This window comes from Alishewanella sp. HH-ZS, assembly GCF_001704375.1.
Taxonomy (GTDB): Bacteria; Pseudomonadota; Gammaproteobacteria; order Enterobacterales; family Alteromonadaceae; genus Alishewanella; species Alishewanella aestuarii.
Genome location: NZ_LZEJ01000021.1, coordinates 22,481 through 39,789 on the forward strand (window position 1 = coordinate 22,481; position 17,309 = coordinate 39,789).

17 protein-coding genes are annotated in these 17,309 nt (G+C 52.6%); 8 read left to right on the forward strand and 9 right to left on the reverse strand.

What is annotated here, in order from left to right; genetic code table 11:
• Positions 1-63 precede the first annotated feature (63 nt).
• The 8 genes from ihfA to dapA all read right to left on the reverse strand — a co-directional run bounded on the left by ihfA (position 64) and on the right by dapA (position 8,471).
• Positions 64-360 carry an integration host factor subunit alpha gene (gene ihfA / locus A9165_RS09880; protein WP_008610466.1) on the reverse strand — a complete coding sequence of 99 codons (297 nt, stop codon included), beginning with the start codon at positions 358-360 and terminating at the stop codon, positions 64-66.
• 2 nt (positions 361-362) lie between these two features.
• Positions 363-2,750 (reverse strand): phenylalanine--tRNA ligase subunit beta, encoded by a 2,388-nt coding sequence (pheT, locus tag A9165_RS09885; protein WP_065955758.1) that lies wholly within the window; start codon positions 2,748-2,750, stop codon positions 363-365.
• A 15-nt stretch (positions 2,751-2,765) separates the two neighbouring features.
• Positions 2,766-3,746 (reverse strand): phenylalanine--tRNA ligase subunit alpha, encoded by a 981-nt coding sequence (gene pheS / locus A9165_RS09890; protein ID WP_008951997.1) that lies wholly within the window; start codon positions 3,744-3,746, stop codon positions 2,766-2,768.
• Positions 3,747-3,863: 117 nt separating this feature from the next.
• Entirely contained in the window at positions 3,864-4,565 is a 702-nt protein-coding gene (gene hda, locus A9165_RS09895; RefSeq protein WP_008951996.1) for a DnaA regulatory inactivator Hda, read from the reverse strand.
• The gene (locus tag A9165_RS09900) at positions 4,566-5,630 is read right to left on the reverse strand and encodes a DUF2066 domain-containing protein (protein WP_065955759.1); all 1,065 of its coding nucleotides are present in this window, start codon (positions 5,628-5,630) and stop codon (positions 4,566-4,568) included.
• An 86-nt stretch (positions 5,631-5,716) separates the two neighbouring features.
• Complete coding sequence (gene purC, locus A9165_RS09905) at positions 5,717-6,433, reverse strand: phosphoribosylaminoimidazolesuccinocarboxamide synthase (RefSeq protein WP_008951994.1); 717 nt, start codon at positions 6,431-6,433, stop codon at positions 5,717-5,719.
• Between the two features lie 86 nt (positions 6,434-6,519).
• Positions 6,520-7,578 (reverse strand): outer membrane protein assembly factor BamC, encoded by a 1,059-nt coding sequence (gene bamC / locus A9165_RS09910; protein WP_065955760.1) that lies wholly within the window; start codon positions 7,576-7,578, stop codon positions 6,520-6,522.
• Between the two features lie 5 nt (positions 7,579-7,583).
• The gene (dapA, locus tag A9165_RS09915) at positions 7,584-8,471 is read right to left on the reverse strand and encodes a 4-hydroxy-tetrahydrodipicolinate synthase (protein ID WP_065955761.1); all 888 of its coding nucleotides are present in this window, start codon (positions 8,469-8,471) and stop codon (positions 7,584-7,586) included.
• Positions 8,472-8,638: 167 nt separating this feature from the next.
• On the opposite strand from dapA, the gene A9165_RS09920 reads away from it, so the two are divergent.
• From A9165_RS09920 to A9165_RS09935, 4 genes are all read left to right on the forward strand, one after another.
• Positions 8,639-9,160 (forward strand): glycine cleavage system protein R, encoded by a 522-nt coding sequence (locus A9165_RS09920; RefSeq protein ID WP_065955762.1) that lies wholly within the window; start codon positions 8,639-8,641, stop codon positions 9,158-9,160.
• Positions 9,161-9,169: 9 nt separating this feature from the next.
• Complete coding sequence (bcp, locus tag A9165_RS09925; RefSeq protein WP_065955763.1) at positions 9,170-9,637, forward strand: thioredoxin-dependent thiol peroxidase; 468 nt, start codon at positions 9,170-9,172, stop codon at positions 9,635-9,637.
• A gap of 115 nt (positions 9,638-9,752) precedes the next feature.
• The gene (locus A9165_RS09930) at positions 9,753-10,874 is read left to right on the forward strand and encodes a PQQ-dependent sugar dehydrogenase (protein ID WP_065955764.1); all 1,122 of its coding nucleotides are present in this window, start codon (positions 9,753-9,755) and stop codon (positions 10,872-10,874) included.
• Positions 10,874-12,889: a TonB-dependent receptor domain-containing protein gene (locus A9165_RS09935; RefSeq protein WP_065955765.1), complete on the forward strand. Its 2,016-nt coding sequence runs from the start codon at positions 10,874-10,876 to the stop codon at positions 12,887-12,889. Before A9165_RS09930 ends, A9165_RS09935 begins: the two co-directional genes overlap by 1 nt.
• A 129-nt stretch (positions 12,890-13,018) precedes the next feature.
• Here the strand turns inward: A9165_RS09935 and A9165_RS09940 are convergent, their stop codons facing one another.
• Positions 13,019-14,089 carry an AI-2E family transporter gene (locus A9165_RS09940; protein WP_008951990.1) on the reverse strand — a complete coding sequence of 357 codons (1,071 nt, stop codon included), beginning with the start codon at positions 14,087-14,089 and terminating at the stop codon, positions 13,019-13,021.
• Positions 14,090-14,378: 289 nt separating this feature from the next.
• Here A9165_RS09940 and A9165_RS09945 point away from each other — a divergent pair, with 289 nt between their 5' ends.
• From A9165_RS09945 to A9165_RS09960, 4 genes are read left to right on the forward strand one after another with little or no spacing between them, the layout of a single operon-like run.
• Positions 14,379-15,827 carry a M48 family metalloprotease gene (locus A9165_RS09945; RefSeq protein WP_065955766.1) on the forward strand — a complete coding sequence of 483 codons (1,449 nt, stop codon included), beginning with the start codon at positions 14,379-14,381 and terminating at the stop codon, positions 15,825-15,827.
• 45 nt (positions 15,828-15,872) lie between these two features.
• On the forward strand, positions 15,873-16,220 hold the full coding sequence (gene arsC / locus A9165_RS09950) for an arsenate reductase (glutaredoxin) (RefSeq protein ID WP_008610449.1): 348 nt from the start codon (positions 15,873-15,875) through the stop codon (positions 16,218-16,220).
• Positions 16,217-16,801: an NAD(P)H:quinone oxidoreductase gene (wrbA, locus tag A9165_RS09955; RefSeq protein ID WP_065955767.1), complete on the forward strand. Its 585-nt coding sequence runs from the start codon at positions 16,217-16,219 to the stop codon at positions 16,799-16,801. The genes arsC and wrbA overlap by 4 nt, the downstream gene beginning before the upstream one ends.
• Positions 16,798-17,244, forward strand: a complete 447-nt coding sequence (locus A9165_RS09960) for a DUF2069 domain-containing protein (RefSeq protein WP_008951987.1) — start codon at positions 16,798-16,800, stop codon at positions 17,242-17,244. The genes wrbA and A9165_RS09960 overlap by 4 nt, the downstream gene beginning before the upstream one ends.
• The last annotated feature ends 65 nt before the right edge of the window (positions 17,245-17,309 follow it).

The following is a 17,309-nucleotide window of genomic DNA, read 5'->3' on the forward strand; positions in this document are numbered from 1 at the left end:
GAAAAAAAGCAAAAAAAAACGGTAGTTAGTTACCTAACTACCGTCTCTGTCGAAGATACAGCCCTACTTCTTACTGGTGCCTGTCTCAACCCGCGACTTTAATTTCTGTCCCGGGCGGAAAGTCACCACGCAGCGGGCCGAGATCGGAATGTCTTCACCGGTTTTCGGATTGCGTCCCGGTCGTTCATTCTTCACCCGCAGGTCGAAATTACCAAAGCCGGAAAGCTTAACCTGTTCGCCCGACTCCAGTGCCGTCCGGATTTCTTCAAAAAAAGCTTCCACTATCAGCTTGGCATCGCGTTTGCTCACGCCAAATTTGGTAAACAGACGTTCTGCTAAATCAGCTTTGGTAAGCGCCATCTTTAATCCCTCAACGTTGCGTCGAAATCATCTTTAAGCACGCTAACCACTTGATTTACCACTTGTTGGATATCTTTATCCTCAAGGGTACGCGCCTTATCCTGCAAGGTCAGCGCGATCGCCAGTGACTTAAAGCCGTCTGCGACACCCTGACCGGTGTATACGTCAAACAATTTTAGGTCAACTAACTGATTTACGCCAACTTTTTTTATACTAGCAACAATATCGGCAAAATGCACATCAGATTTCACGACAATCGCCAGATCGCGACGGTTCGCCGGATACTTCGACAGCTCCTGCGCCTGTACTATATGCCGCTCGCCAAGTGCAGCCAGTTCTAATTCAAACAGATAGGCTTTGCCTTTAATGCCCAGCTTGCGCTCGGCTTCCGGATGTAAGGCCCCCAGATAACCTGCCGCCAGATCATTGACCCACACTTGCGCGGTTTGCCCCGGATGAAGTGCACTGTGCTCAGCGGCGCTAAAGCGTACCTGATCATTGGCTGACAGCAAGCCCAATAAGGCTTCTACATCGCCTTTGATATCAAAGAAGTCTACTGGCCGCTCAGCGATACTCCAGTGCTCATTGGCCAGTGAACCAACAATCACACCGCCAATCACCGGTACCTGACGCACGCCACCTTCTGCTGTCGCATCCGGAATAAACTTCAGGCCATATTCAAATAAGCGTAACCGGTTTTGCTGCCGGCTTTGGTTATATTGCACCGCCTGCAGTAAACCTGGCCACAGGTTAAGCCGCATCGCCGACATATCGGCTGAAATTGGGTTAGGCAATACCAACGCATCTACGCCCGGGAACAGGCTTTGCTGGACCTTAGGATCGACAAAGCTGTAGGTGATGGCTTCCTGATAACCACGGTCAACCAGTAGCTGGCGCATGGTGTCAACACTTAAGGCTGCTTCTTTAAAGCTGCGCATTTTCAGGGCGGCTACCGGCGCGACATTCGGAATATTGTTATAGCCATACACCCGCGCCACTTCTTCAATCAGATCTTCGGCGATACTGATATCAAAGCGATAGCCCGGTACCAGAACCTGCCAGCCGTCCGCTGTTTCAGTAACCTTTAAACCCAGCCGGCTCAGAATATCGCTGACTTCTGTTTTCGCGATCTGATGCCCCAGAATACGGTCAAGCTTAGCTTCCGTTAACAGGATCGGGGCTTTTTGTGGTAAATGCTCAGGCGCCACCGCTTCGACCACCGGACCGGCTTCGCCACCGACAATTTGCAGTAACAGCGCCGTTGCCCGCTCCATAGCAGTACGTTGCAGCTCAGGATCAACACCGCGCTCATAACGATGTGACGCATCGGTGTGCAAACCGTATTGCCGTGCTTTACCAGCAATCAGCTGCGGTGCAAAGAAGGCGCTTTCGAGGAAAATATCCGTCGTTTCCGCCGTTACACCACTGTGCAGGCCACCGAAAATACCGGCCATCGCCAGTGCTTTTTGCTGGTCAGCAATCAGTAAGGTATTGTCTTGCAGCGTGACCTCGTTGCCATCGAGCAACGTCAGTTTTTCACCGCTGTGGGCAAAGCGCACCTGAATATCACCGTCCAGCTTCGCCAGATCAAAGGCATGCATCGGATGACCGAGCTCCAGCAGCACATAGTTGGTGACATCCACTACCGGATCAATACTGCGGACACCACAGCGGCGCAGTTTTTCGGTTAACCACAGCGGACTTGCGGCACTGAGATTAACGTTACGGATCACCCGGCCTAAATAACGTGGGCAAGCCGCCGGTGCCAGTAACTGAATGGCTTTGCTGTCACTAATAGTGGCTGGCACCGCGCTAATTTCCGGCTCACAGACGCTCAGTTTATTCAGTACTGCGACTTCCCGCGCCAGCCCCTTAATACCCAGGCAGTCGGCTCGGTTTGGTGTTAGGTCTACTTCGATACTCAAATCATCCAGCGCTAAATATTGGCGCAGATCCTGACCAATGGGCGCATCGGCCGGTAACTCAATAATACCGTCTGAATCATCCGCCATGCCAAGCTCAGAGAACGAACACAGCATGCCATGTGATGGCTGACCGCGTAACTTAGCCTGTTTAATTTCAAAGTTACCCGGTAACACGGCACCAACGGTAGCGACAGCCACTTTAAGACCAAGACGGCAGTTTTTGGCGCCACAAACGATATCCAGCAGCTCGGCGCCACCGATATTTACTTTAGTTACCTGCAGTTTATCCGCTTCCGGATGCTTACCACACTCGACGACTTCGCCCACTACCACACCGTGGAAATCACCAGCAACCTTGTCCATGCCGTCCACTTCCAGACCGGCCATCGACAACTGTTCAGATAAGGCTGTGCTATCCAGTGCCGGATTCACCCATTCCCGTAACCAGGATTCACTAAATTTCATTGCTTGCTACTCCGCTTATCTGAACTGCTTTAAGAAACGAACATCATTTTCGAAGAAGGCGCGCAGATCGGTCACACCGTAGCGCAACATCGTCAGCCGCTCTACACCCATACCAAAGGCAAAACCGCTATACACTTCAGGGTCGATGCCTACCGAGCGCAACACATTCGGGTGCACCATACCGCAGCCCAATACCTCCAGCCATTTGCCATTCTTACCCATCACATCCACTTCGGCGGATGGCTCAGTAAAGGGGAAGAACGACGGCCGGAAACGGATTTTTAAGTCTTCTTCGAAGAAGTTATGTAAAAAGTCATGCAGGATACCTTTGAGCTCGGTAAAGCTGACATTTTTATCCACCATCAAACCTTCCACCTGGTGGAACATCGGGGTGTGAGTCATGTCGTAATCGTTACGATACACGCGGCCGGGTGAAATAATCCGCAGTGGTGGCTGTTGCTGCTCCATAGTACGGATCTGCACACCCGAAGTCTGGGTGCGCAACATCAGCTTCGGATTAAAATAAAAGGTATCATGATCGGCCCGAGCCGGGTGATGCTCCGGAATATTCAGCGCATCAAAGTTGTGGAAATCGTCTTCAATTTCCGGGCCCTGCTTGGTTTCAAAACCCAGCTCAGCGAAAAAGCTTTCGATCCGCGCTATAGTGCGGCTGACCGGATGTAAACCACCTTGCTCCAGGGTGCGGCCTGGCAGGGTAACATCAATTTTTTCCTGTGCCAGTTTGGCCAGTAATTGGGCTTGTTGCAGCGCATCACGCTTTTCGTTCAGCGCATCCTGAACCTGCTGCTTTAGTTCGTTAATATGCTGGCCGGCCAGCTTACGCGCTTCCGGATCCATCGCGCCTAAAGATTTCAGCAGCTCAGTGATGCTGCCTTTTTTGCCCATAAAGGTTACGCGAACCTCTTCCAGAGCCGGAATATCGTTAGCCGCAGCTACTGCGGCCAGCGCTTCTTGTAATATCGCTGACAGGTTCATGGTTATCCTCAGTGTCACCAGGATTGACAAATTTTAAAGCCGCTAATCATACAATAAAAAGCGGCCGGCACGCAGTGCACGTTAAGGATTTTTTTGGACTTTTTCAGTAAAACGCGTTTAACCGGCTTGCAGGGTTTCGCGGATAAAGGGGATGGTCAGTTTACGCTGATGCACGATGGAAGCTTTATCCAGCCGATCCAGGATACTGACCAATGAGCGGATATCCCGATCATGATGATTCAGCAGATAACGCGCCGCTTCATCCGGCAACTCAATACCGCGCAAGCGGGCCTTTTGTTGCAGCAGTTTCTGTTTATCGTCATCACTTAATAACCGCAGCTGAAAGCTGGTGCAGGCATGTAAGCGCGACACCAGATCCGGCAGGGTAATCCCCAGCTGTTGTGGTGCCTGATTACCGACAATGATCAGGGCTTTGCCTTGTTCCACCAGGCGGTTGTAGAGATCAAAGATCGCGACCTGCCAGTGCAGCTCGCCGGCGATGGCCTGAATGTTATCCAGGCAGACCAAATCCAGCTGCTCCAGATTATCCAGCAACCGCGGGCTAAGCTCTGCCATATTCTCTAATGTCAGTAGCTGACTGGTTAGGCCTTGCTCCTGCGCCTGCACACAAGCGGCATACAGCAAATGCGATTTGCCGCTGCCACTGGCACCGAACAGATAGACCGGTGCCTGGCCAGCGGGTTGGCGCAGGTAATGCTTTAAAAAATTGACCGCCGGGCTCTCTGCCGCCGCATAGAAGCTATCCAGGGTTTCATCCTCTGGCAGCGTCACCGCCAGCGTAAACTGCAATGGCTGCATTCAGGGACGGGTTAGCTGATAAACGGCCAGGGGCGCATCTGTAACCACCGGCGCCGGGTTAGCCCAGTCAAAAGCTGGCGGCGCACTATTGTCGGTTAACAGCTGCAGGCTGGGTTCAAAGTTAAGCAGTTGCAGTAATTGCGCTGGTGATACCTGAATCGTCAACTGCAGCTCGGTTTGTTGCTGGCCCTGACTGAGCAGCTTTACCTGTTTAATGCCCAGGGTTGCAGCCAAGGTTCGCTCCAACAGCACTACATCTCGCAAACTGCTGGTACCCTGCACCCGGATCCGCACCTGCTGCTCGGCCGCCGGATCCAATAAAATGGCATATTGCCGCGCCAACTGCTGACTGAGCAAGGCGGCATAATCACGCAGTAAGCTCTGTTGATCGGTGCCGGTTAGCTCATCGCGCTGTTGCTGGCCAGCCTGCTGACGGATCGCTGTCAGGCGCCATTCGGTATCGCTGCTCTGCTCCAGTAATAACAGCACCACTTCATTAACCCGATAACGACTGCTGGCCAATAAAATCGGCTCCCAGAAGCCGCCCCAGACGTCATTTTCGGTTAGGTTTAATAAGTCATCGATATCATAAAGCGGCAAGGTTAAAGGTAGTGCGTGCTCAGCCATCACCTGGGTCAGGGCTTGCAGCCAGGGATCATCACTCTGCCGCACAAAACGGCGCTCGCTGCCGGCTTGCTCAACGATCCAGAACAACATTTCCGGCCGCTGACCGCCCCAGATCGGGATCTGAAGTTGCTGCAGCAAAGTACGGATCCGCTCGGCGTCCAACAGTACCCGCACCCTGTTACCGGCTTCGCCTCTTACTGCTTCAAATTGCTTAACATAGCTGCTGGCATTGTTTAATTCGGCACGTAGCTCGGCACGCTGCATAATATCCGGGTTACCAGTGACCCGCACCAGGATCTGCGTCAGTGCTTCCCGTTGCCATTGTTGCTGAGTTTGCTCGGCACTCACTTCAGCCTGATACAGCTCAGGCTTAGCCATTACAGCGCTGCTGAACAGCAACCAACTGCTTAACAGCACACACCAAATTTTCTGCACCATGCCCACTCCTGTTTTCTTTACTTCAGCAACGGTGTTACCGACTCGCTAAAATAAAGCCACCTGACGGTGGCTTTATTCTGACGGTATTACCCGAGATTCACGCCTAAGCGTTGCGCCACTTCCTCGTAGGCTTCAACTACGCCGCCAAGGCCCTGGCGGAAGCGATCTTTATCCAGTTTTTTGCGGGTTGCTTTATCCCACAGCCGGCAACCGTCTGGTGAGAACTCATCACCCAGCACGATTTGGCCGTTAAACAAACCAAATTCCAGTTTAAAGTCAACCAACAGCATACCGGCCGCATCAAACAGCGCAGATAATACTTCGTTAGCTTTGTAGGTCAGACGCTTCATTTCTGCCAGTTGTTCCGCCGTGGCCCAACCGAAGGACACCGCCAGTGACTCATTGACCATAGGGTCGTGCAGCGCGTCGTTCTTTAAAAACAGCTCAAAAGTCGGCGGCGTCAACTGCTGCCCTTCGCTGACACCCAGACGGCGCACTAAAGAACCGGCAGCATAATTGCGGATCACGCACTCTACCGGAATCATCGTTAATTTTTTTACCAGTACTTCATCGTCACTCAGTAACTGCTCGGCTTGCGTCGGGATCCCGGCCTGCTCCAGCTTTTGCATGATAAAGAAGTTAAACTTATTGTTGATCATGCCTTTGCGATCGAGCTGCTCAATACGCTCACCATCAAAGGCTGAGGTATCGTTGCGAAAGTGTAATACCAGCAGATTCTCATCTGTGGTGTGATACACAGTCTTGGCTTTTCCACGGTACAGCTCTGTTGTCTTTTGAACCATTTTTTACTCCGGACGGCGGGCACTGAAAATCAGGCGCAAAGTATAATGGGCTTTGGCCTGTTCGCAAATGACTTTTTCACCGCAGCTTAGAATTCTAAGCCGGCAGCTCGGATTGCCGCCACCATAGGTTCATACAACGCGGAAACCAGTGCCGGCGGCAGTGGCTCGCCACTCTTATCCTGCCAGGAAATCGCCGTACCTGTGCCGTTGTGGCGACTCAGCACTAACTGATATTCGCCATCCTCCAGCGGCAGGCTCAGCGGCGCATCCCGGAAGGTAATAGTGCGCCAGATGCCGCGTGTTGGTTTGGTATAACTGACATAATAGGTCAGCACCGAGCGGTCAAAATCCGTTACCGTCAGGTTTAATTCCGGGAATAACAATTCCAGCTGCGACCAGGTCACATCTGTTGGCTGACGTGTGATCAGCGCCGGGTTACCCGCCTGATCCAAGCCCGGCTCCAGCGATACTTCCGCTACGGCCAGACGTTGCTCACGGGCCGCTTGCACTTCGGCAATCGCAACCTGGTTAATAATGCGGTTTAACACATTCACTTCGTTAGCCTTGGCGTCCTGGGCAGTTAACTGTTCACCAGCGACAAAATATTGGTGCTCAAGCAACGTTGAGGTCATACTCAATGAGCGGCCATGTGGTCGCGGTGCCAGTTCAATTTGGTAGCGAACCTGATCAACCGGATTCTCGCTCTTCCATAGCCAGAAACCTGAGCTACGTGAACGTTGGATCCAGCCGGTTTCATAACGTAAACCGGCATCGTCAAGTTGGGTCAACTCAACCTGTTGTGCTGCGAAAAAATCCCGTAACTGTTGCTGAATAAAGGGCAATAAATCGCCGGTAAGATCGTTACGCTCAAACCAAACCCGCGACAGTTTTTCTTCCTCTTCCAACCGGCTGCTGCTGGCGGTAGCCAGGATCAAGGTGGGTGGTTTCTTGTTAGCGATCTGACCCGATACCGGTGCCACCGCAGGGATATCAAAAGCAGCAGGTTGATTCGGTTTGGCTAAACCTTCAGGAATACGCAAATTAACCTGCGAGGTACTTGGGGTTTCTGTTGTTTCTTTGTCAAAAAAGGCACAGCCGCTTAACAGCACGCTGACCGCTACACATCCTTTAGCCCACTTTTGCACCTATACTACTCCTGCTTCTCAATACCGGCTTGTTGTAATGCCTGTTCGATTGTACTTTGATAAATTGGTTCCAACTGCGTCAACGGCAAGCGCAGAAAATCTGACTGGATCAGCCCCATCTGCAGCAACGCCCACTTGGTTGGGATCGGATTGGATTCGATAAAAAGATCGCGATGTAACGCCTGCAGCCGACTATCCAGTGCTTTAGCCGTTGCAGCATCACCCTGCGCAGCAGCACGGCAAATCGCCGCCATGGCCGCTGGTGCGACATTGGCAGTCACCGAGATCACGCCATGACCACCTTGTAACATAAATTCGGCGAAACTGGCATCATCACCGCTGAACAACAAAAAGTCGGCCGGACACAGGGCCTGCAACTCAGCCAAACGGGCCAGCGAGCCCGTTGCTTCTTTAATACCGACGATATTAGGCACCTTCGCCAGCTCGGCAACCGTTTCGGCTTTCAAGTCGACACCGGTCCGCCCTGGCACGTTATATAAGAAAATCGCTTTATCAGTAGCCGCAGCTACCGCCTGAAAATGCGCCAGCATGCCTTTTTGGGTTGGCTTATTATAAAAAGGCGTAACAGTAAGATAACCGTCTATCGGTAGATCAGCAAAAAACCGGGTTTTCTCAACCGCCTCTGTGGTCGCCATAGCGCCATTACCAACCAACACCGGGATCTGTCCGGCAACCTGCTGACACACCTGCTTTAATGCTGCATGTTGCTCTGTCAGACTCAGCGTCGCGGCTTCACCTGTGGTTCCCATAATGACCAGACCATCGCTACCCTGCTTCAAGTGAAAATCGACCAGTGTGTGTAAACTGTCATAATCTACCTGCCCCTGTGCGGTCATGGGGGTGATCAGTGCAACGAAACTACCTCTGAACATCTTAAGTTGGCTCCACGAATAAATTTACGGCCGCCTATGTTAAAGACAGAACCCCGGAAACACAAGGAGACTGTTTACCGGCTTGCATTGCCGCTTCGAGCAGTGACTTTAGATGACACTATGCTAAACTGCGACACCTTTATTTCCAGCGACACCATAGGAAAACTATGCCCCAACAACTGGTTGTGACCGCCATTGGCCCAGACCGCACCGGCATTGTCAGTAAACTGGCGCGACTGGTTACCGAATGTAACTGCAATATTATTGATAGCCGGATGGCGATCTTTGGTAGTGAGTTTACCTTTATTATGCTTCTGGCCGGCGATCTGGCCGCCATCAGCCGCATTGAGCATTTATTACCCGCTCTGGGTTTAGAGCTTGATCTGACTACCATGACCAAACGTACAACTGGCCGTCCGCGCACCCAGGTGGTGGCGCATTACGTGTTGGACTACAGCGGGCCAGATCGAGTTGGTACACTCGGCGCCATTACCGGTTTGCTGGCCAGCCACAATATTTATATCGGCTCACTGCAATCTGAAACCTTTACCGGGCAAGATAAAATAATGATGCACACCCAGATGACGCTGGAACTACCCGAAGGCGTGAACGCCAGCATTATCGCGACAGAATTAACCGGTTTAATGCAACAACTTGGCCTGAGTGGACACTTTCAGGCCCAACAATAAGGATACATTATGCAAACACTGACTGCCGGCCAGCAGGCGCCAGATTTTACTCTGCCCGATCAACAGCAACAACCAACCAAGCTGTCAGCCTTACTGCAACAAAGCAGAGTGTTACTGTATTTTTACCCGAAAGCGATGACCCCAGGTTGCACAGTACAAGCTTGTGCGCTGCGCGACAGCAACGCCGAACTACAGGCGCTCGGTGTCACTGTGGTCGGTATCAGCACTGATGCCCCCACCAAACTTGCCAAGTTTGCCCAGCGCGATCAGCTTAATTTTCTGCTGCTCGGCGATGAAACGCATCAGGTTGCCGCAGCCTTTGGTGTTTGGGGACCCAAGAAGTTTATGGGCAAAGAGTATGATGGCCTGCATCGTGTCAGTTTCCTGATCAATCAGGACGGCAGCATCGCTAAGGTATTTGATAATTTCAAAACCAGTAATCATCACCAGGTGGTGCTGGACTACCTGAAGTCTTAATTCGCCGCTAAACCGGGTCAAGTTACCGGATCTTGCTTGGGCAGCAGTTCACCCTGCTGCTAGTATCTGAAACGATATCAAATGGCAGCCTGGCTGCTCGCAACAGGAGCTGAATATGAACAAGACGCTACGTCTCTCACTACTCTCTTTAGGTTTACTCGTCACCTCACTAAGCGCCCTGGCGCAACAGCTGAACACCGAAAAGGCCACACTGCAAATGGATACCGTAGCAACGGGTCTGGAACATCCGTGGGGATTAGCCTTTTTACCAGACGGTCGCATGCTGGTCACCGAACGTAACGGCAATCTTCGTTATGTCAGCGCCAATGGCGAGCTGAGCAAGCCGTTAACGGGTGTTCCTACCGTACTGGCCGCTGGTCAGGGTGGTTTACTGGATGTGATTTTACATCCGGACTTTGCGACCACCCGGCAAATTTATCTTAGCTATACCGAGCCAGGCGCCGAAAACACCAGTAGCACAGCCGTAGCGCTTGCTACCCTCGGTGAGACGGGCCTGAGTGATGTTAAAGTCGTCTTTAGTGCCCAGCCAAAATTCGCCAGCCGGCATCATTTTGGCAGCCGTCTGGTGGTAACACCGGATCGTAAGCTGTTCGTGACCTTAGGTGATCGCGGTGCCCGGCGCCATGATGCCCAGACCTTTGATACCCATCACGGCAAGGTAGTACGCCTGGAACTGGATGGCCAGATCCCGGCGGATAACCCTTATGTAAAGGACAGCGCGGTGTTGGATGACATCTGGTCTTATGGTCATCGCAATATTCAGGGCGCAGCGCTGCATCCGACGACCGCCGAGCTTTGGACCCATGAGCATGGTCCTCAGGGTGGCGATGAAATTAATATCGCCCGGGCAACACTAAACTATGGCTGGCCGGTGATCACCTATGGTGAAGAATACGGTGGCGGCAAAATCGGCCAAACCGAGAAAGACGGTATGGAACAACCACTGCATAAATGGACACCCTCGATTGCACCAAGTGGTATGGCGTTCTACTTAAGCGACGCCATTCCGGGCTGGCAAAACAACCTGCTGGTAGGCTCGCTGCGTTTCGGGCAACTGGTGCGCTTAGAGCTGGATGGCGACAAAGTCAGTCATGAGGAACGTATTATGATCGGGCAGCGGATCCGCGATGTCCGTCAGGGTCCCGATGGCGCTGTTTATCTGTTAACCGATCAGGCCAATGGCCAACTGTTACGGTTACGGGCTGCCACTAACTGATGCCGGGGCCGCGTCTAAAACCTGTTACCGCCAGCATTATGCTGGCGGTATCATCTGGCGCCCTGGCTCAGACGCCTGAAGTCATTGTTATTACCGCCAATGCCCAGCAGCAACGCTGGCAGGATGCCGCAGCCAGTATCGAAGTCCGCGCTCTGCCCCGCAGTGGCCTGTTAATTGATAGTGGCCAGTTACTGCAGGGTATTCCGGGCTTACAGGTCGACAGCCGGGCGAACTTCGCGCAGGACACCCGGCTGAGTATTCGCGGTTTTGGTAGTCGCAGTGCTTTTGGCGTGCGCGGGATCTATTTGTCACAGGATGGTATTCCAATCTCCGCGCCCGATGGTCAGGGGCAATTATCCAGTGTGTTACTGGATAATATTGCCGAAATCGAGGTGTTACGCGGGCCACTGGCAGTACTTTATGGTAATGGCGCCGGAGGGGTCATTGCCTTACGCACCACAACTGAGGCCACGGCACGCGCCGGGACAGCGCTGGCAGTCAGTCAGCAGCATCAGCAATACCAGTTAGCGGGCCGACAACAGCTCGGCCAGCATCAGCTTAGCCTGGCGGCAAAGCACTTTGAAAGCGATGGCTTTCGCCCGCATTCTGCCGCCCGCAAGCAGCAACTGCAGGGACTCTGGCAAACACAGCTTTCAGACTCGCTAAGCGCCAGTCTGCGACTGGACTTCGCCTATGACCCCTTATTACAGGATCCGCTCAGCCTCACTCCGACACAGTGGCGCGCCGATCCGAAACAAACCGTGAGCCAGGCACAACAATTCGATACCACGAAAAGTACCCGGCAACGCCAGCTTAGCCTGGCACTGCAACAAAGCGGTCACAGCCCCTGGCAACTGGCGCTATGGCGCGGTGAGCGTGAAGTCACGCAACGCCTCGCCTTTACCGGGGCAGCCATTACCTCAGCTGGCGGTGATATTGCACTGGATAGGCAATATCAGGGGGTGAATGGTCAATATAGCTGGCACCTTACAGACGTCCTGCAAAGTACTGTAGGTGGTGCCTGGGTGAGTAGTGATGATGAGCGCCAGGGTTTCGTCAACAATTTTGGGCAACGTGGTGATTTGCGCCGCGATGAAACCAATCTGGCAGAGAATCGCGATCTGTTCTGGCGTTTGCACTGGCAAGCGACAGCAAAGCTAAGTGTTGATGCTGGTTTGCGTTATACCGAGCTGAGTTATCAGATCCGGGACCGTTTTATTCAGGGTGCTAACCCGGATGATAGTGGCCGTAAAAATTACTATCAACAGGCGGCCGCTATGGGCCTGAATTACCGGCTCAATGACGCCTGGTCCTGGTTTATCAGCACAGGTCTGGGGTTTGAAGCCCCGACACTGGCAGAGCTGGCATATAAACCTGAGGGGAGTGGCCTGAATCTGGCACTGCTGGCCAGCGAAAATCGCCAGTGGGAGAGCGGTGTCAAATATGCTGCCGGCAGAGCGCGTTTTAGTGTTAGTGCCTTTAGCATCCGCAGCAGCGATGAGTTACTGGTTGCCAGCTCAGACAACGGCCGTACCAGCTTTCGTAACGCCGGTGCGACCGCCCGCCAGGGACTGGAGTTTTACTGGCAGCAACAACTTACACCGGCCTTATCACAGCACGTCGCCCTAACCTATCTGGATGCACAATTCGATAGTGCCGAACTTGCCGGCAAGCGTATTCCCGGTGTCGCCCGGCTGGATAGCCACTGGCAATTAAGCTGGCAACCCTGGTTAACCAGGCCGCTGTTTCTGGAGTGGACCAGCCGTTACCGCGATCAGATCGCGATTAATGATCAAAACAGCGACTTCGCCCCGGCAAGCCTTAGCTTCGATCTGTCACTGCTCAGCACGCAGCAACTGGGGCAATGGCAAATACGCAGCTGGCTGCAACTGCAGAATCTGACCGACCGCAATAATGTCGGCGCTGTGGTGGTGAATCAGAGCAATGGCCGGGCTTTTGAAAGTGCACCTGGCAGACAGCTCAGTGCCGGTATCAATCTGGATTACTTGTGGTAAGTCGTGGCAGGTCGTGGTAAGCACTTTTTGCTAGGTCGCGTGATGAAACCTCAGGTTATGATAAGGCTTAGCAACGCATCATGAGCATAAGCAGTGCCAACGCACTGCTTATGCTGCGACAGGAGCTTGTCAGGCGGCAGATTCGGTCGGATGCAGCCGCTCAGACCAGGCTTTGGCCGTCGCTTTGACCAAAGACGCCAGCGGGATAGCAAAGAATACGCCCCAGAAGCCGAACAAGCCGCCGAAAAACAGCACCGCCACGATAATATAAACCGGATTAAGATCGACCACTTCTGAGAACAGCAAGGGCACCAGTACATTACCATCCAGCGCCTGAATAATGGCATAGGCCAGCATCAGATAGCCAAATTCCGCGGTGAAGCCCCACTGAAACAGCGCCACCACTGCCACCGGTAGGGTAACGACGGCAGCACCGATATAGGGAATAAGGACGGATAAACCAACCAGGATCCCCAGCAATAGCGCATAGTTCAGCCCAAATAAGTAAAACACCAGATAACTGACGGCGCCGACAATCAGGATCTCCAGCATCTTGCCGCGGATATAGTTCATGATCTGCACGTTCATCTCATGCCAGACCTGGCCAATCAGCTTACGCTCGTTTGGCAGAAACTGCACAAAACCGCTGATTAGCTGCGCTTTATCTTTTAACATAAAGAACACCATTACCGGCACCAGCACCAGATAAATCAGCAACGCTACCAGATTCACCAGTGACGCCAGTGACATCGACAGCATCTGACGGCCAAAAGCCATCACCCGCTCTTCAACCGAGTGCATCAGTAACAGGATTTGTTCATCACTGACCATGCCAGGCAGTAACTCTGGCAGCTCGAGCAAATAGGTCCGGCCCAGCTCAATCATCTGCGGCAAGTCTTTCAGTAAATTCCGGCCCTGATACCAGGCCAGCGGCACTATCCACATTAATACTAATGTCAGTACCCCCATAAACCCCAGCACCACAACGGATGTACTCAGAGTACGGCTAAGCCCCATGCGGCATAATTTTGAAACCGGCCACTCCAGCAGATAAGCAACAGCAATGGACACCAGCACTGGCGCCAGCATCCCGCTTAACCAGTAGATGCCAAGAAAACCCAAAACCAGGATCAGAAATAAGGTCACAACCTGCGGATCAGAAAACTTATTGGTGTACCACTTTTTTAGCCAGTCGAGCATAATCGCCAAAACCTGTAAGTTAAGTGCCTGCCAGTATAACAAGTTCCGCTAAGAATACATCGCTCAGTGTTAACAATTCAACGCAGCCATTTTGCGTTCCAACCACCAGCACTAGTAATAAAATTCGTTAGCCGCCGGCCAGCAAGTGATTGAATAAGATAAAGTAGGCAGGTTAGTATGCCCCCTGGTTTTTTGTTGCCGAAGCCGCGATTACACTGAACTTAACGCCGGTGACATTGCCAAAGCTTCAGCTTGTAGCAGCATTCTCCGGAGAAAGGGTTGCCTTATTATGCAAAACCCCGCAGTAAAAATGTTTTTTGCCATCTGTTTACTCAGTCTGAGCTCATACGCCCCTTTTGCGCAGGCGCAAAGTCAGTTGCCGGATATTGGTGGTAGCGCCTTCTCCACTCTGACTCCGGAGAAAGAAAAGCAGCTAGGTGATGTCCTGATGCGGCAAACCCGCGGCCGACTGCCGATGGTTTATGACCCGCTGCTCGATGAATATATTAATGCATTGGGTAACCGCCTGGTGGCACGGGCTAATGATGTCAAATTCCCGTTTAAGTTTTACTGGGTTAATAACCGTCAAATTAATGCTTTTGCTACGCTGGGTGGTAATATCGCCTCTCATACCGGCACCCTGGCAGTGGCGGAGAGCGAGAGTGAATTTGCCTCGGTGATGGCGCATGAAATTGCTCACGTTACCCAGCGTCATATTGCCCGCTTTGTCGAAGCACAAAATCAGCGGGCGCCGTTAACCATTGCCAGTTTGCTTGGCGCCATAGTGCTGGCAACCGTTAACCCGGAGGCGGGGATGGCAGCGATGGTAGCGTCACAGGGCGCAGCGCAACAAAGTGCCATTAACTTTACCCGCAGTAATGAACAGGAAGCGGACCGGATCGGCATGACGATCCTGGCAGAAGCGGGCTTTGATCCCAATGCGGTACCGGCATTTTTTGGCCGCCTGGCTGAGCAAAGCCGCTTTGCCAACCAACAGCTGGCATTTTTACAAACGCACCCGCTGTCGCAGGCACGGGTGGCCGATACCCGCTTACGCGCCCAGCAGTTCCCACAGCGTTTTGTACCCGATAGCATGGACTTTACGCTAAGCCAGGCCCGGGTGTTAGCCCGTTATCATCACAATACCCAGGATGCGCTGGTAATTTTCAAGCGCCGGCTGGCTGAACCTGGGGGAAATACCCGGGCGAACCGCTATGCCCTGGCCATTGCCTTACTGGACGGCAAAGACTATGCCGCCGCGCTGGAGATGCTAAAACCTTTAATGGAACAAGATCCGCATAATCTCTATTATCTGGACGTTTACACCGATATCTTAATTGGCCAACAGCGTTTTGATGAGGCGCTGGAGCGCTTACAGCAGGAGTATCTGCTGCGCCCCAACAACCAGGTTGTGACGCTAAATTACGCTAATGTCGCGGTTAAAGCCGGTAGCTATCCGCTGGCCATCCATCTGCTTCGGAATTTGTTGTATCATAAAGACGATAATATTCTGGCCTATGACTTATTAGCTGAAGCCTATAAAAAGCAGGAAGATTTCGCCCGTTACTATGAGGCACGAGCCGATCTGTTCTATCAGATGGCCAATTATCCGAAAGCGATTGACGATTTGAACGAGGCGCTAAATCATCTTAAGCCGGAAGCCCGGTTGGAGAACCGGCGCCTGGAAGCCAAAAAGCGCCAGTGGCAGGCTGAATTTGAGCGCTTACAACGGATGTGATCGCGGTTATCCCGTTAACTGTAATTTGAATAAAAAGAGTATCCTATGATTACCCTCTACCATAACCCACGCTGCTCAAAAAGCCGCGATGCCCTGGCACTGCTGGAACAAAGCGGCAAAGCCTTTACGGTGGTTGAGTATCTGAAAAACCCGCTGACGCTGGCTGAATTGACTACTTTACTGCAGAAATTGCAGCTGCCGGCCCGCGCCTTGCTGCGCAGTAAGGAAGAAGAATTCCAGGCACTGGGTCTGGCTGATCCCAGTCTCGATGATAAGGCGCTGCTTGCCGCCATCGCCGCTCATCCGCGTTTGATGGAAAGACCGGTGCTGGTCGTGGCAGAGCGTGCCGCTATCGGTCGGCCACTTGAGCAACTTCAGGCCTTGCTGCAATGAGTGCTCAGGTTCTGGTTTTGTATTATTCACGCCATGGCTCAGTCGCTGCCCTGGCAGAAAAAATCGCCATCGGCGTGCAGCAAGCCGGCGCCGAAGCGCTGCTACGCAGTATTCCTGGCTTCGGGCAGCAGGACAGTGCACGACACCCACAGGTGCAAGCCAGCGAGCTGACACTCTGTGATGGCCTGGCCTTCGGCAGCCCGGTGCGCTTTGGTAATATGGCGGCTGAAGCCAAAGCCTTTTGGGATGGCACGACCGCCAGCTGGCTGAAAGGTGAGCTGATTAATAAGCCGGCCGGTGTCTTTACATCGTCCGGCAGCTTACATGGTGGCAACGAAGCCAATTTGCTAAGTATGATGTTGCCATTATTACATCACGGTATGCTGCTAATGGGGATCCCCTATTCCGAACCCGAACTGCATAAAACGCAAAGTGGTGGCACCCCTTATGGTCCAAGCCATGTCAGCGGTATGCAACACGATACCCAACTGACCGTTGACGAGCAGCGGCTGGCTCTGGCATTTGGCAAACGCCTGGCGCAGCTGAGCCTGGCGGTAAAACAACAAGGATTAACCTTATGACAGCACCCGCTGCCATCCCGATGGCTGCTGATACGCAGCGTTATTTATTACTAGGCCGCCTGGGGTATTGGGGGCTTTGGCTGTTGATCCCGCTCTGGCAAATTTGGCTCTCCCCGGTCAGCTATGGTGACGATCAGGCATTAAAACCAAGCCTGCTTAGTACCTTACTGTTACTGTGGTTGCCGCTGTGGTTACCGATGTGGGGTATTATCAAAGGCCATGCCTATACCTTTGCCTGGGCCAATTTTATTGTCATGTTGTACTTTCTGCACAGCCTGACCAATTTATGGGTCAGCACTGGTAGTTATTTCTGGTTTTCGCTGCTGGAGCTGTTGCTGGCTTGTCTGATGTTTTATGGCTGTACTTATTATGCCCGCAATAGAGGCAAAGAACTGGGGCTGAAAATTCCGAAACTAAAAGACGATCCGGTACGGCGCAGTTAATTTAACCGGCCTGCGATCTGCAGGCTGCTGCAAAGCGTAATAGATGCAGTGTCTCATTATTAAGC